This is a genomic window from Streptomyces harbinensis (assembly GCF_900116145.1).
Lineage (GTDB): Bacteria > Actinomycetota > Actinomycetes > Streptomycetales > Streptomycetaceae > Streptomyces > Streptomyces carpaticus.
In genome coordinates, this window is record NZ_FPAB01000001.1 from 558,382 (window position 1) to 572,076 (window position 13,695).

17 protein-coding genes and 1 pseudogene are annotated in these 13,695 nt (G+C 74.2%); 12 read left to right on the plus strand and 6 right to left on the minus strand.

Going from position 1 to position 13,695, the window contains the following annotated elements:
- The first annotated feature begins 6 nt into the window (after window positions 1-6).
- Entirely contained in the window at window positions 7-429 is a 423-nt protein-coding gene (locus BM385_RS02540) for a hypothetical protein (RefSeq protein ID WP_093842035.1), read from the plus strand.
- Here the strand turns inward: BM385_RS02540 and BM385_RS02545 are convergent.
- On the minus strand, window positions 401-850 hold the full coding sequence (locus BM385_RS02545; RefSeq protein ID WP_093842036.1) for a Rid family hydrolase: 450 nt from the start codon (window positions 848-850) through the stop codon (window positions 401-403). The two genes, BM385_RS02540 and BM385_RS02545, sit on opposite strands and share 29 nt — an antisense overlap.
- A gap of 154 nt (window positions 851-1,004) precedes the next feature.
- Here BM385_RS02545 and BM385_RS02550 point away from each other — a divergent pair, with 154 nt between their 5' ends.
- A complete protein-coding gene (locus BM385_RS02550; protein WP_254791420.1) occupies window positions 1,005-2,003 on the plus strand; it encodes a GlxA family transcriptional regulator in 999 nt (332 codons plus the stop codon).
- Here BM385_RS02550 and BM385_RS02555 read toward each other — a convergent pair.
- Window positions 1,970-2,890: a LysR family transcriptional regulator gene (locus BM385_RS02555; RefSeq protein ID WP_037755480.1), complete on the minus strand. Its 921-nt coding sequence runs from the start codon at window positions 2,888-2,890 to the stop codon at window positions 1,970-1,972. The genes BM385_RS02550 and BM385_RS02555 overlap by 34 nt on opposite strands.
- 72 nt (window positions 2,891-2,962) lie before the next feature.
- Here BM385_RS02555 and BM385_RS02560 point away from each other — a divergent pair, with 72 nt between their 5' ends.
- Window positions 2,963-3,145, plus strand: a complete 183-nt coding sequence (locus tag BM385_RS02560) for a hypothetical protein (protein WP_019432488.1) — start codon at window positions 2,963-2,965, stop codon at window positions 3,143-3,145.
- Between the two features lie 4 nt (window positions 3,146-3,149).
- On the opposite strand, the gene BM385_RS02565 is transcribed toward BM385_RS02560, so the two are convergent.
- On the minus strand, window positions 3,150-3,851 hold the full coding sequence (locus BM385_RS02565) for an HAD family hydrolase (RefSeq protein WP_019432489.1): 702 nt from the start codon (window positions 3,849-3,851) through the stop codon (window positions 3,150-3,152).
- Between the two features lie 125 nt (window positions 3,852-3,976).
- Here BM385_RS02565 and BM385_RS27575 point away from each other — a divergent pair.
- Window positions 3,977-4,702 (plus strand): annotated as a pseudogene (locus tag BM385_RS27575) (endonuclease/exonuclease/phosphatase family protein); the annotation flags it as partial.
- On the opposite strand, the gene BM385_RS02575 reads toward BM385_RS27575, so the two are convergent.
- Complete coding sequence (locus BM385_RS02575) at window positions 4,660-5,397, minus strand: helix-turn-helix domain-containing protein (protein ID WP_093842038.1); 738 nt, start codon at window positions 5,395-5,397, stop codon at window positions 4,660-4,662. The pseudogene BM385_RS27575 and the gene BM385_RS02575 overlap by 43 nt on opposite strands.
- 97 nt (window positions 5,398-5,494) lie before the next feature.
- Between BM385_RS02575 and BM385_RS02580 the strand changes: the two genes are divergently transcribed.
- The 8 genes from BM385_RS02580 to BM385_RS27000 all read left to right on the plus strand — a co-directional run bounded on the left by BM385_RS02580 (window position 5,495) and on the right by BM385_RS27000 (window position 11,946).
- Window positions 5,495-6,001 carry a GNAT family N-acetyltransferase gene (locus BM385_RS02580; protein ID WP_254791421.1) on the plus strand — a complete coding sequence of 169 codons (507 nt, stop codon included), beginning with the start codon at window positions 5,495-5,497 and terminating at the stop codon, window positions 5,999-6,001.
- Between the two features lie 57 nt (window positions 6,002-6,058).
- Entirely contained in the window at window positions 6,059-6,853 is a 795-nt protein-coding gene (locus BM385_RS02585; RefSeq protein WP_254791422.1) for a TetR family transcriptional regulator, read from the plus strand.
- 140 nt (window positions 6,854-6,993) lie between these two features.
- Window positions 6,994-7,974, plus strand: coding sequence for an HpcH/HpaI aldolase/citrate lyase family protein (locus tag BM385_RS02590; RefSeq protein WP_093842040.1), 981 nt, complete (start codon window positions 6,994-6,996; stop codon window positions 7,972-7,974).
- Window positions 7,975-8,340: 366 nt separating this feature from the next.
- Window positions 8,341-8,973, plus strand: a complete 633-nt coding sequence (locus BM385_RS02595; protein ID WP_019432494.1) for a phosphatidylserine decarboxylase — start codon at window positions 8,341-8,343, stop codon at window positions 8,971-8,973.
- Window positions 8,960-9,811: a CDP-diacylglycerol--serine O-phosphatidyltransferase gene (gene pssA, locus BM385_RS02600; protein ID WP_175542899.1), complete on the plus strand. Its 852-nt coding sequence runs from the start codon at window positions 8,960-8,962 to the stop codon at window positions 9,809-9,811. Before BM385_RS02595 ends, pssA begins: the two co-directional genes overlap by 14 nt.
- Before the next feature lie 147 nt (window positions 9,812-9,958).
- Window positions 9,959-10,609, plus strand: coding sequence for an MBL fold metallo-hydrolase (locus BM385_RS02605; protein ID WP_026047198.1), 651 nt, complete (start codon window positions 9,959-9,961; stop codon window positions 10,607-10,609).
- Window positions 10,610-10,632: 23 nt separating this feature from the next.
- Window positions 10,633-11,412, plus strand: a complete 780-nt coding sequence (locus BM385_RS02610; protein WP_093842041.1) for an exodeoxyribonuclease III — start codon at window positions 10,633-10,635, stop codon at window positions 11,410-11,412.
- 87 nt (window positions 11,413-11,499) lie between these two features.
- On the plus strand, window positions 11,500-11,946 hold the full coding sequence (locus tag BM385_RS27000) for a DUF6278 family protein (protein ID WP_093842042.1): 447 nt from the start codon (window positions 11,500-11,502) through the stop codon (window positions 11,944-11,946).
- Between the two features lie 177 nt (window positions 11,947-12,123).
- Here the strand turns inward: BM385_RS27000 and BM385_RS02620 are convergent, their stop codons facing one another.
- Together BM385_RS02620 and BM385_RS02625 are read right to left on the minus strand one after the other, a co-directional pair.
- Window positions 12,124-12,897 carry a GntR family transcriptional regulator gene (locus BM385_RS02620; protein WP_019432499.1) on the minus strand — a complete coding sequence of 258 codons (774 nt, stop codon included), beginning with the start codon at window positions 12,895-12,897 and terminating at the stop codon, window positions 12,124-12,126.
- A 52-nt stretch (window positions 12,898-12,949) separates the two neighbouring features.
- Window positions 12,950-13,693, minus strand: coding sequence for a hypothetical protein (locus BM385_RS02625; protein WP_026047199.1), 744 nt, complete (start codon window positions 13,691-13,693; stop codon window positions 12,950-12,952).
- Window positions 13,694-13,695: the final 2 nt, after the last annotated feature.

The window sequence follows — 13,695 nt, forward strand, 5'->3', positions numbered from 1 at the left end:
GCTCGCGTGCGGGCTGCGCGCCGGCTCAGTGCTGCCCGCCGCACCGTGCTGGGCAGGGCGGCTGCGGAGTCGCTGTGGGCGCTGCTCGCGGACGCGGGCGGCCGTGCCGTCCTGGAGAGCTTCTGGCCGGCGCCGCTGCGCCCGGTGGTCGCGGCGAGTCTGGAGCGGGCCGGCGTGGCGGCGGCGCAGGAGGTGTGGTGCGAGGTGCCGGTGGCGGTGGCCCGGGCCCGGTTCGCGGCCCGCGCCCCGTACCGGCACCCGGGGCACCCGGTGCACCCGGTGGACGAGGGCGAGGCGCGGTGGCGGGAGTGGGAGCGGACCGCCGTGCCGCTGGCGCTCGGGCCCGTGCACCGGGTCGGCACCACCGGGCCGGTGGACGTTCCGGCGCTGGCGGCGCGGCTCAGCGCCCGGCGGGGATCCGGGCGGTGAACCGTACCTCCACCAGCAGTTCGGGGAAGGCGAGCCGGGGAGTGCCGATCATGGTGCTGGCCACCTGGGGATCGGGCCGCCCGTACGCCTCCTTGCGCACCGGGCCGGCCGCGGCGTCGGCCGCCGGCACGTCGATCGCGTAGACGACCTCCTCGACCACGTCGTCGAGCGAGGCGCCGAAGCGGCGCAGCAGGGTGGCCGCGTTGGTGTAGCACTGGCGCAGCTGGGCGGCGGTGTTGCCGGTGTCGGTGGCCCGGCCGGCGGCGTCGACCGGTGCGGGGGCGACGAGTGCGGTGCCGTCGTGGGCCACCTGGCCGGAGAGGTAGACGGTGTCGCCGTGCCGTACCGCCTGGGCGTAGCCGTAGGTCTCCTCCCACGGGACGCCGAAGCGTTCGGTGCGGCGCTCTTCGGTTCTGGTCATGGTGTTCCGATCGTCCGGAGGGATCTGGGTTCCGTTCCCGGACAACGCTAGGAAGCGCGCGAGGGGGTGGGCCAGTGCCGTCCGTGCCAGGTTCGGCGGGGATCGTGCCAGGTCACGGGCCCGTAGGCTGGGGCAGCTGAGGAGAGGGGTGGTCGTGCGATCGACCGAGGGCGGGACCGTGGTCGCGGTGCTGGCGGTGCCCGGGGCGTACGCCCTGGACCTCGGCGTCGCGGTGCATGTCTTCAGCCGGTATCCGGGCTACCGGGTGGTGGTGTGCGCCGAGGACGCCGGTGCGGCGGCGCGCGGGGAGTCCGCGCCCGGGGAACTGCGTCCGACGCGGGGGCCGGAGGCCGTGGCCGGGGCCGATGTGGTGGTGGTTCCGGGGTACGAGGATCCGCTGTCGCCGCTGCCGGAGGGCTGCGCGGCGGCGCTGCGGGCGGCCGTCGGGCGGGGCGCGCGGGTGATCGCCATCTGCACCGGGGTGTTCGCGCTGGCGGCGGAGGGCCTGCTGGACGGGCGCGCGGCCACGACGCACTGGCGGTACACCGCCGCGCTGCGCGAGCGCCATCCGCGCGTCGACGTCGTGGAGAACCGGCTGTTCGTGGTGGACGGGCCCTTGGTGACCACCGCGGGGGCGGGCGCGGGGATCGACGCGTGTCTGCACGTGGTGCGGGCGGAGTTCGGTGCGGTGGCCGCGGACGGGGTGGCGAAGGAGGTGGTCGTCTCCCCCGCCCGGGACGCGCGCGAGCCGCAGTTCGCCGAGTTGCCGGCGGCCTCGCGCGAGAGTCTGCGGGCGACCCGGGAGTGGGTGCTCGGCCGGCTCGGCTCGCCGGTGACGGTGCAGGAGATGGCGGATCACGCGCTGCTGTCGCGCCGGACGTTCATCCGGCGCTTCACGCGGGAGACGGGGATGCCGCCCATGCGGTGGGTGACCTCGCAGCGGATTCTGCTGGCCAGGCGGCTGCTGGAGTCCTCGGACCGGCCGGTGGAGCGGATCGCCGCGGCGTCCGGCTTCGGCACGGCCGGGCACTTCCGGGCGGTGTTCCGGCGGGAGGTGGGGGTGACGCCGAGCGCCTACCGGGCGGCGCATCCGCTGCCGGAGCGGCCCGGGCCGGCGTCTCAGCGCGCGGCCACCTCGTCGGCGACCTCCTGAAGCGCCTTCAGCCCGTTGTGCACCAGCGGGTGGTCGCGGCTGCCCTGGCGGACGCAGGTGAGGATGCGGCGGGCGAGCGGCGGCTCGCCGGCCAGCGGGACGCGTACCACACCGTGCTCGGACAGGGTGGGGGCCGTGCGGGGGATCAGGGAGACACCGAGCCCGGCGCCGACCATGGCGGAGACCGCCATCCACTCCTTCACCTGGTGCGCGACCTTGGGGGTGAAGCCGGCCACCGCGCAGAACACCACGACCCGCTGGTGGTGGTCGCAACTGCCGGGGGCGGGCAGCACCCAGTCCTCGTGGGCGACGTCCTCCAGCCGTACGCCCTCCTCGCGCGCCGTCAGCGGGTGGCCGGCCGGGACCAGCAGATCGAGCCGGTCGTTCAGCAGGGTGCGCTGGTCGAAGCGGGCGTCGCCGGGGTACGGGAACTCCTCGGACGGGGCGAGGACGGCGATGTCGGCGTCGGTCGACAGCAGCAGGTCGAACCCGGTCGGGGTCTCGCACTCGCTCACCTCGACGGTCAGCCCGGGGTGAGCGGCGCGCAGCCGGGCGGCGGCGGGGCCGAGCAGCGCGGCGACGGCGCTGGGGAAGCCGCACATGCGCAGCAGGCCCGCCGCGCCGGAGCGGTACGCCTCCAGCGCGGACTCGGCCTCCTCCCAGCGGGCCACCATGGCGTCGCCGTGCTCGATGACGACATGGGCCGCGCCGGTGAGCCGGATGCCGCGGCCCCGCGGCTCGACCAGCGGCACCTTCAGCTCGCGGGCCAGTTCCCGCAGATGGTGGGAGACCGCGGAGGGCGTCAGGTGGAGCGCCGCCGCGGCGGCGGTGACGGTGCCGTGCTGGTGGACGGCGCGGAGCACCTGGATCCTGCGCAGATCAATCATGCAATGATTGTGCACATAGTCATAGGGAAACATGCAATGGACGCGAACGGTCGGCCGCCCGACACTGGTGCCATGACGACCTCAGCGCACCGTTCGGACGAGACCGTGATCTCCCGCCATCTCACCAGCGAGGGCACCGTTGTGTGGACCCGCGACGCGGACGGACACCCGCGCATGACGCTCTATCCGCACGTCCCGGGCGCCCGGCCCGTGAGCACCGCCGGCCGCCGGGCCGGCGGTGGCCGGGGCCGCTGACGCCTCAGCCGCCCAGCGTCGCCAGCAGGGCGGGCAGGGCGGCGAGGGTGGTGATCCGGTGCCGTACCCCGGCACCGTCCGCCGAGGACGCCCGGTCCAGCCAGATGCCGTGCAGCCCGGCCGCCGTCGCCGCCTCGGCGTCCGTGATCCGCTGGTCGCCGATGTACGCCACCTGGGCCGGCTCCAGACGCATCGCCGCACACGCCGCCGCGAACGCCTCGGGCGCGGGCTTGGCGTGGCCCAGCTCCTCCGAGCACAGCAGCACCTCGAAGCGGTCCCGCACCCCCAGCCGGCGCAGCTTGTCGTCCTGGTGGGCGGAGTTGGAGTTGGACAGCAGCCCGTGCCGGTAGCGCGGGGTCAGCGCGTCGAGCGCCGGGACGACATCCGGGTACAGCCGCCATGCCGCCCGCATCCGTACCCCGAACCGCTCGAACCACGCCGCCGCTACCTCGCCGGGCAGCTCCGGCTCGCCCAGGAAGGCGCGCACCCGCTCCCGGCGCTGTTCGTCGAAGGTGAGTTCGCCGGTCAGATAGCGGGCGTAGTGCTCGTGCATGACGGCGGTCCAGCGGGCGATCTCGGCCGGCCCGGCGGGCAGCCCCTCGGCGGCGAAGTGCTCCCGCGCGCCCGCCTCATTGGCCCCGGTGTAGTCGAAGAGGGTGTCGTCGATGTCCCATACCACGGCCCGCACACCGCCACCCGTCACCATGCCGGGACCGTATCACCGGGATCACCCCTGACGGCAGCCCCGGTCCCTGTCACCGGTGGCACGACCGAACGCGTTCGGTCGTGCTGCGGGCCGCCCGGTCCCCGTAGCATCGGCGCGTGCGGATCATGACGTGGAATCTGTGGTGGCGGTTCGGGCCCTGGGAGCGGCGGCAGGGGGCGATCGCGGCCGTCCTGCGGGCCGAGCGGCCCGATATCTGCGGGCTCCAGGAGGTCTGGTCCACGGCCGAAGGGCATCTCGCCGAACGGCTCGCCGCCGAGCTCGGCATGCATCTGGCGTGGGCGCCCGCGCTGCTGCCGCCGCACTGGCGCGAGCGGCTTCCGGCCGATGCCCCGGCGGGGCTCGGGGTGGGGCTCGCGGTGCTCAGCCGGTGGCCCGTCGAGGAGTCGGCGGTGGTGCCGCTGCCGCGCGGGGACGGGCCCGACGAGGGACGGGTGGCGCTGTACGCGCGGATCGCCGCGCCCGGTGGGCCGGTGCCGTTCTTCACCACCCATCTGCACTCGGGCCCGGCCGGCTCCGGGGTGCGGTGCGCGCAGGTGCGCACGCTGGCCCGGCTGGTGGCGGACCGGCGCGGCGGCGGGGCGTTCCCGCCGGTGGTCACCGGGGACTTCAACGCCGAGCCGGACTCGGACGAGATCCGGCTGCTGGGCGGGCGGCTGACCGCGCCCGCCGTGCCGGGGCAGATGCTGCTGGACGCCTGGCGGTACGCCGGCCCGGGGCAGCCGTCGGCCACCTGGGACACCACCAATCCGTATCTGGCGGACGGTCTGGGGCTGGACATCCGCGTCGACTACATCCACACCGGGCTGCCGGCGGCGGACGGCACCGGCCGGGTGCGGTCGGTGCGCCGGGCCGGGGACGGGCCGGTGGACGGGGTGTGGCCCTCCGACCACTTCGCGGTGGTGGCCGAGCTGGAGGCGTAGGCGGCCGGGGAGACGCCGATCGTGGCGGTGAAGTCCCGGACGAGATGGGCCTGGTCGCTGTAGCCGAGTTCGGCGGCGAGCGCGGCCCAGTCCACCCCGTCCGGGCGGCCGGCCCGCTCCAGGGCGTCGTGCAGGCGGTGGCGGAGGACGACCCACTTGGGCGGGACGCCCACCCAGTCGGCGAAGAACCGTTGCAGGGTGCGGACCGGCAGCCCGGCGTCCCGGGCGAGGGCGGAGACCCGGCGCACCGTGCGGTCGGTGCGGATCCGCCGCGCCAGCTCCATGGCCTGCCGTGCCTGCGGAGCGGGGTGCGGGCCCCGTGCGAGGAGCAGGGCGTCGAGGGCGGCGACGCGCCGGTCCTCGTCGTCCGGTCCGAGGACGGCGGCGGCCTCGGCGGCGGTGCCGTACGGGAGGCGCCGTCCCGTCCAGGCCGAGACCGGCCGGTCCGGTGCGAAGGGCCGGAAGCCGCCGGGCCGGAACTGGACGCCGCACACCCGGCCGGTGCCTGCCAGCCGCTGGGTGAACAGTTCCAGGCCGATCCCGGCCAGCTCTCCGTGGCCGGTGGTGCGGCCGGGCGGCCCGTACCGCTGCGGCTCCCCCGGCACGGCGCGGCGGTGCTGCGCGGGCCCGGCTGCTGACCGGCCGCGGGGCCGGTACCCGTCCGGCGTACCGCGCGGAGAACCCACCCCGCAGAATGGTGCGATGACCCCCTCGATACGGGACATGACCGCGGCCGACACCGACGGCGTCGCCGAGGTGCGGGTGCTGGGGTGGCGGCACGCGTACCGCGGGCTCGTCCCCCAGCCACATCTCGACGCGATGGACCCGGCGCCGTTCGCCGCCGGGCTGCGCCGGGCCCTGCCCGGGCTGCCGGCGCACACCAGCCATCTGGTCGCGTCGGCGGCCGGGCGGGTCGTCGGCTGGGCCTGCCTGGGCCCGTACCGGCCGCAGGACGCGGACTGGGGAGAGGTACGCGCGCTGTACGTGCACCCCGACGTGCTCGGTACGGGCGTGGGCCGGGCGCTGCTCACGGCCGGCACCGCCCGGCTGCGCGCGGCCGGGCTGCCCCGGGTACGGCTGTGGGTGCTGCGCGACAACCGCCGGGCGCGCCGGTTCTACGAGCGGGCCGGGTTCGCGCCGGACGGGGCCGTGCAGTCCGACGAGATCGACGGCGCCGACGTCCCCGAAGTGCGGTACGCGCGGGGCTGAGCGCACCGCATCGGCAATGGTCAGCGGGGGGCCGGGGGATGCAGTACGTTCGCTTCCATGGCTCAGCCCGTGAAGTCCGACCGTTCGCAGATCTCCCAACGCCTGAAGGTGCGCCGGGCGCTGGCCGCCGCCGCCATGGAGCTGTTCGCGACCAAGGGGTACGCGGCGACCACCGTCGACGAGATCGCCGCGACCGCCGGGGTGGCCCGCAGAACCTTCTTCCGGCACTTCCGCTCCAAGGAAGAGGCGATCTTCCCCGACCACGACGACACCCTGGTGCGCGCCGAGGCGGTCCTGGAGGCGGCGCCCGAGCGGGAGAACCCGATCGACACGATCTGCCGGGGCATCAAGGAGGTCATGCGGATGTACGCCGCCTCCCCGGCCGTGTCCGTCGAGCGCTACAAGCTGACCCGGGAGGTTCCGGCGCTGCGCGAGCGGGAGATCGCGTCGGTGGCCCGGTACGAGCGGCTGTTCACCCGCTATCTGCTGGCTCGGTTCGACGAGAACTCGCACAACGGTGACGAGCCACTGCTCGCCGAGGTGGCGGCCTCCTCGGTGGTGACGGCGCACAACCATGTGCTGCGGCGCTGGCTGCGCCGGGGCGGGCAGGGCGATGTGGAGGCGGAGCTGGAGCACGCGTTCACCATCGTGCGCAGCACGTTCGGTTCGCTGCCGGTGTTCACCGGCGGCACCAGCGGCGGTGTGGCGGCGGCGCCTCCGTCGGCGGCCGAGGTGGCGACGGCGGCGGACGGGGCCGGGGGCGAGGTGCTGGTCACGGTGGCCCGTACCGATGCCCCGCTGGACGAGGTCATGCGCACCATCGAGCTGGCGCTGCGCGACTGCCGCCGCTGACCCGCCGTCCGGCGTACCACCGTTGCGCTGTTGCGCCGTTGCGCCGTTCGGCCCCACCACCGTGCCACGGCCGCGCCCGCACGGCACCTATCGTCATTCCGTCCGCTTGTCGTTCTCAACTTTCCGTTGTGGAGGCCCGCATGATCCTGCCCGGCACCCCGGGGCAGCGCCCGCTCCGCTCCCGCCGCTCCGTGCTGGCCGTGCCCGGGAGCAACCCCCGGTTCCTGGAGAAGGCCCAGGGGCTGCCCGCGGACGCCGTCTTCCTCGACCTGGAGGACGCCGTCGCCCCGCTCGCCAAGGAACGGGCCCGGCACGCCGTGGTCGAGGCGCTCAACGAGGGCGACTGGGGCACGAAGACACGGGTCGTGCGGGTGAACGACTGGGCCACCCCCTGGACGTACCGGGACGTGATCACGGTCGTCGAGGGCGCGGGCGCCCGGCTGGACGCGCTGCTGCTGCCCAAGACGCAGGACGCCGCGCAGGTGCGGGCGCTGGACCTGCTGCTCACCCAGGTCGAGCGGACGGTGGGCCTGGAGGCGGGCCGGATCGGCATCGAGGCGCAGATCGAGGACGCCCGCGGGCTGGTGAACGCGGAGGAGATCGCGGCGGCTTCGCCGCGGCTGGAGAGCCTGGTGTTCGGTCCCGCCGACTTCATGGCGTCCATCAATATGAAGTCACTGGTGGTCGGCGAACAGCCGCCCGGCTATCCGGCGGACGCCTATCACTACATCCTGATGCGGATTCTGATGGCGGCACGCGCGCACGGACTCCAGGCGATCGACGGCCCCTATCTCCAGATCCGCAATCCCGCCGGGTTCCGCGAGGTGGCCGGCCGGTCGGCGGCGCTCGGCTTCGACGGGAAGTGGGTGCTGCATCCGGACCAGATCGCGGCGGCGAACGAGATCTTCTCGCCGTCCCAGGAGGATTACGACCGCGCCGAGCTGATTCTCGACGCGTACGAGTGGTGGACCTCGGCGGCCGGCGGCGCCCGGGGCGCGGCCATGCTGGGCGAGGAGATGATCGACGAGGCCAGCCGGAAGATGGCGCTGGTGCTCGCCGGGAAGGGCCGGGCGGCCGGTCTGGTGCGCACCTCGGCCTTCGAGCCGCCCGCCGTCTCCTGAGCGGGGCCGGGCACCGGCGGGCACGGCCGGGCGTACGGGCGAGGTTTTACCCAATGATGGGGTGCGGGTGACCCTTCCGCGCCGTCTCACGTTGTGCGTGTGGAAACTCACGCTCCGCGCCGGTACAACTCGGAATTCGCCGGGCGATCCCGAATCACCTCTCCCGCTCGGCCGTGTTCTCGCGTATGGTGGCCAGGGCTGAATGTCCTCTATCGGGGCATTATTGAGACACACAGATCGACGGCAGAACAGGACTTATGGCCGTACCCGGCCTGCTGGCTTGCCGAGTTACCGTCCGAAGCCGCTAGCATCGGCTTAGTCGCGCCGCTTCGGGATGCGCGGCTTTCCCCGCTACGAAGGTCTCCCATGCCGCTCAGCTCCTCCTCCGTACGCCTCGCTCGCGGTGCTTCGCCGTGGCTGCTGCCCACGGTGGCCACGGCCGCCGTCTCGCTCGCGAAGGCCCGCCGCTCCGGACGCTGGGCGGCGGCGGCCGTTCCGGCCACCGCGCTGGCCGCGGGCATGCTGTGGTTCTTCCGCGACCCGGAGCGGGAGATCGGCGAGGGGCGGGTGATCTGTCCCGCGGACGGGGTGGTGCAGAGCATCATGCCGTGGGAGGACGGGCGCACCCGGGTGGCGATCTTCATGAGCCCGCTGAACGTCCACGTGAACCGGGCGCCGGTCGCCGGGACCGTGGCCTCCGTCGAGCACGTCCCGGGCGGTTACGTTCCGGCGTTCGACAAGGAGAGCGAGTTCAACGAGCGCGTCGTGTGGCGCTTCGACAGCGAGCTGGGCGACATCGAGATGGTGCAGATCGCCGGCGCGGTCGCGCGGCGCATCGTGCCGTACGTCCCGCAGGGCTGCAAGGTCGAGCAGGGCGAGCGCATCGGGCTGATCCGGTTCGGTTCCCGGGTGGACATCTACCTCCCGGAGGGCATCGAGCCGGCGGTCGAGGTCGGGCAGAAGACGACAGCGGGGGTGACACGTCTTGACCGTGATTGACCGCGGAGCCCAGGATTCCTGGGTCGACGAGGCGGACGAGGACGACGCGGACGAGCTGCCGCTGTCGATGCGGCTGTCAATAGCGGACACCCTGACCCTGTCGAACGCCATCTGCGGGTTCCTCGCGGTCTACTTCACCACCACCGGGGTGCTGATCCCGCACCTGACGGGCAGCGGCGACGTCGGCGTGGTCCGCAACAACGCGGCCACCGCCGTGCTGCTGATGCTGCTGGCCTCGGTCTTCGACCTGTTCGACGGCCTGGTGGCGCGCAAGCTGCGCAGTTCCCCCATGGGCGCCGAGCTGGACAATCTGTCGGATCTGATCAGCTTCGGACTGGCACCGGCCTACTTCGTACTCGTCTGGGGCATGGTGGTGGGCGACGCCCACGAACCGGTCGCGGCCCTCGCCGCGATCACCGTGCTGCTGGCGGTGGTGCTGCGGCTCGCCCGGTTCTCCTGCGTGACCATGCCCGACGGGGTCTTCCAGGGGATGCCGAGCCCGTTCGGGGCGCTCACGGTGGTCTCCATCGTGCTGCTGGAGCTGCCGTTCTGGCCGACCCTGCTGGCGATCGTCGGCGTGGCCTGGCTGATGGTGAGCCGGGTCGAGTACCCCAAGCCGCGCGGGCCGCTGGCGGGCGCGATGCTGTCCTGGATCGTGCTGAGCATGGCGCTGCTGACCGCGTGGGCGTTCGACGCCCCCGGCGGCGAGCTGATGCTCCAGACCGGCTGCTCGCTGCAGCTGGTGCTGGGAGCGGTGATCCCGCTGTTCGCGATGGTGCGCCGGGTGTACACCTTCCGTGATCTGCGCCGCGAGGCACGGGCCGAGGCACGGTCGTAGCGGCACGTACGGGGTGATCCAGCGGGTACCAGGGCCCGGGGCCGGTCGGAGAGCGACCGCCCCGGGCCCTCGGCGTACCACGGGCGGGGCGGCGGGCGCGGCCCGGCGTTGTCGCCGCTGTCAGTGGGCCGTAGCACAATGGCGGGCATGCGGCTCACCAAGAAGGGGCACTCCTGTGTCCGGCTCACCCGGGACGACGGCCGGGTGCTCGTCATCGACCCCGGTGGCTTCAGCGAGGCGGACGCCGCGCTGGGCGCCGACGCCATCCTCGTCACGCACGAGCATCCGGACCACTTCGACGAGGGGCGGCTGCGCGCCGCGCTGGAGGCGGCCCCGGGCGCCGAGCTGTGGACGCTGCGCAGCGTCGCCGATCAGCTCTCGGCGGCCTTCCCCGGCCGGGTGCACACCGTCGGGCACGGTGACGGCTTCACCGCGGCCGGCTTCGGTGTCGAGGTGTACGGGGAACTGCACGCGGTGATCCACCCGGATCTGCCGCGCATCACCAATATCGGCTTCCTGGTGGACGGCGAGGTCTTCCACCCGGGCGACGCGTTCACCGTGCCCGAGCGGCCCGTGCACACCCTGCTGCTGCCGCTGCACGCTCCGTGGAACAAGTTCTCCGAGGTCGTGGACTACGCGCGCGAGGTCGGCGCCGAGCGCGCCCTCGCCGTCCACGACGGCCTGCTGAACGACACCGGGCTCGGCGTCTACGGCCGCAATCTGGGGCCGCAGGGCCCCGGCCTCGGCGAGGCGACCGGCTACACGCGGCTGGCCCCCGGCGACTCCACCACCCTCTGACCCGCGAGAGAGACCCCGATCCGATGCGTATCGCCACCTGGAACATCAACTCGATCACCGTCCGGCTGCCCCGGCTGCTGGCCTGGCTGGAGAGCAGCGGCACCGATGTGCTGTGCCTGCAGGAGCTGAAGTGCGCCCCCGAGGCGTTCCCCGCCGAGCAGCTGCGGGAGCTGGGCTACGAGGCGGCCGTGCACGCCGGCGGCCGGTGGAACGGGGTGGCGGTGGTCTCCCGGATCGGGATCTCCGAGACGGTGACCGGGCTGCCCGGCGGCCCGGAGTACGACGGGCTGAACGAGCCGCGCGCGGTGGCGGCCACCTGCGACGGGGTACGGGTGTGGTCGGTGTACGTGCCCAACGGCCGCGAGGTGGGGCATCCGCACTACGCGTACAAGCTGCGCTGGCTGGCGGCGCTGCGGGACGCGGTGCGCGAGGATGCGGCGGCCGGGCGGCCGTTCGCGGTGCTCGGCGACTTCAACATCGCCCCGGCGGACGAGGACGTGTGGGACATCGCGGCGTTCGAAGGGGCCACGCACGTGACCGCCGAGGAGCGCGAGGCGCTGGCGGCGCTGCGCGGCGCGGGTCTCACGGATGTCGTGCCGCGCCCGCTCAAGTACGACCGGCCGTTCACGTACTGGGACTACCGGCAGCTGGGCTTCCCGAAGAACCGGGGCATGCGCATCGATCTGGTGCTGGGGAACAAGGCGTTCGCGGCCGGGGTCGGGGACGCGTACGTGGACCGCGAGGAGCGCAAGGGCAAGGGCGCCTCCGACCACGCGCCGGTGGTGGTGGACCTGAAGCTGTAGGGCGGCCGGGGGAGTTTCGGCGGGCGAACAAGAAGACGGGTGTGGCCCTGTGGTGCGGGGCCCGGCCGGGGTGGGACGCTGCACCGCATGAACATCCCTTTCCTGGACAACTGGCGCAAGCGCGCCGATCCCCGGCTGGGGGCGCCTCCGGGTCAGCGGGGCGGGGACGGCGCGTGGGGCGAGGGGGTCGCACAGCTGCTGTCCGAGTGCGAGTTGCTGCGCTCCCGGGCGCTGGCCGCCGGGGTGGTGCTCGGGGACACCGCGCACTCCCTGGAGGCGCTGGACCAGTTGCTGCCGCGCTGGCGCGATGACCCGGAGGAGCTGGCGGGCCTGGGGACGGACGCGGGTCTGTATCTGGGCACCGTTCTGGTGCGGACGGTGCCGGGGGCGCGCTGGGCGCCGGGGGCGCGGGGCGGTCCGGTGGTGGTGCTGGCGCCGGGGCGGCGGCTGGATGTGCTGGCGGCCGGACGGGAGTGGGCGGAGGCCGGGGCTCCGGGGCTGTCCCAGGTGTACGCGGCGTCCGCCCGGCTGTGAGCTCCGGCGGGGCCCGGGGCAGCGGGCCGGGGCAGCAGGCCCGGAGGCGTGGCGCGGGCAGGTCGAGGGCCGGCCGCGGGCGGGCCGGGGGGCGGCGCAGGTGCCCCCACGTGGCCGCCCCGGTGCAGCGGGCCGGAGCAGCGCCCCGGGGCAGCGGGCCGCGGCCGGCCCGCGCTCTCAGCCGCCGAAGCCGATCGTGTACTCCAGCCGCCAGCGGTCCCCGCGCAGCACGGTGTCGGAGGTCTCCACGGCGCGGTCGTGCTCGTCGTAGTGGGTGCGCTGCACCGAGGTGAGGCACTGGCCGGGCGAGCAGCCCAGCGCGTCGGCCTCCGCGCCGGTGGCGGGCCGGGAGGCGACCGTCTCGGTGGCGCGCACCACGCGGATGCCGATGGCGGCGAACCGGCCGCGGACGCCGCGCCGGGCGTAGGGGCCGCGTTCGGGGTGGAGCACGTCGGTGCCCTTGGTGAGCGCCAGCGGCTCCCAGCTGGTGGCGAGTTGCAGCGGCCGGCGGTCGGCGAGGTATTCGTACTGGGTGCACATCAGGGGTTCGCCGACGCCGATGCCGAGCCGCTGGGCGATCTCCGGCGGCGCGGCGATCGCGGTGGAGGTGGCCTCCCAGATCAGGTCGGGCGCGCCCGGGCCCTGCCCCTCCGCGCCGGTGAGGATCTGGACGCGGGCGGCGAGCGGGCTGTCGACGGCGCCGGTGGAGCGCACCAGCACCCCGAGCGGCGCCCGGTCGCTGACGAAGACGCCGCGCCCGAACTGGCCGGTGGCGTAACCGGCGGCCTTGAGCACCCGTACCGCGCGGTCCACGGTCTGGTCGCTGGCGGTGTAGGTGCGCTTCAGCTCGGCGCGGGAGGGGATGCGTGCCCCCACCGGAAGGGTCCCCTCATCGATCTGCTGCCGCAGATCGTCCGCGATGCGCTGGTACACGGGCCGGGCGTCGCCCATCCTCATCATCCTTTCCGCCGACGTCCAGGCTACGTCACTATGTCACGCCGCGTCAGAGATCCTTACTCCTGGTGAGCTTGGGCTGGGGCACGGTGGCCACCTTGGTGACGTCGGCGACGAGTTCGACGACATCGGGGCCGTAGGCCTGGGAGTTGACCACCTTCAGCAGCAGGACGAAGGTGCCGCCCGCGCCGTACTTGCGGCTGAGGCGGGCGTTGTGGCGGGCCAGGTAACGGGCGGCGGCCTGGTGGGTGATGGAGCGCTGGCCGCAGGCGAGGAAGACGGGGCGGCCCTCCTGTCCGGCGGTGAGGCGGGCGAGGAGGACGTGTTCGACGGAGCCGTTCTCCAGCCGGTAGCGCTCGCTGCCGATGACGAACGCCCCCCGGTCGGGTCCCGGATCGGCGTCCGTGTTGACGGAGACCCCCGGCAGCAGGCTGTGCAGGTGGGCGGCGGAGCGGCGATTGGCGACCGGGCTCCCGAGGCAGAACTCGGTGCGTTCGCCGAAGCCCTGCCGGGCGGTCTCGCCGGATATCAGCTGGGCGCGGGCGCCGCAGTTCTTCACGACGGCGGAGAGTTCGAGCAGGGCCATGACATCGTTGCGGGCCACCGCGCCGTCGGTGCCCGTGTCGCGGCTGACCACCAGCACGCATTCGGAGTTGTCGGGCAGGCCGAAGAACTCCTGGCGGCGGCGGTGGGCGTGGGCGGTGAGCCGGGAGCGGGCGAACCAGCCCAGGGCGAGGGCGGCGAGGGCGGTCGCGGCGACCGCGATCACGAGGGCAGGGGCGTCTTCCGTCATGG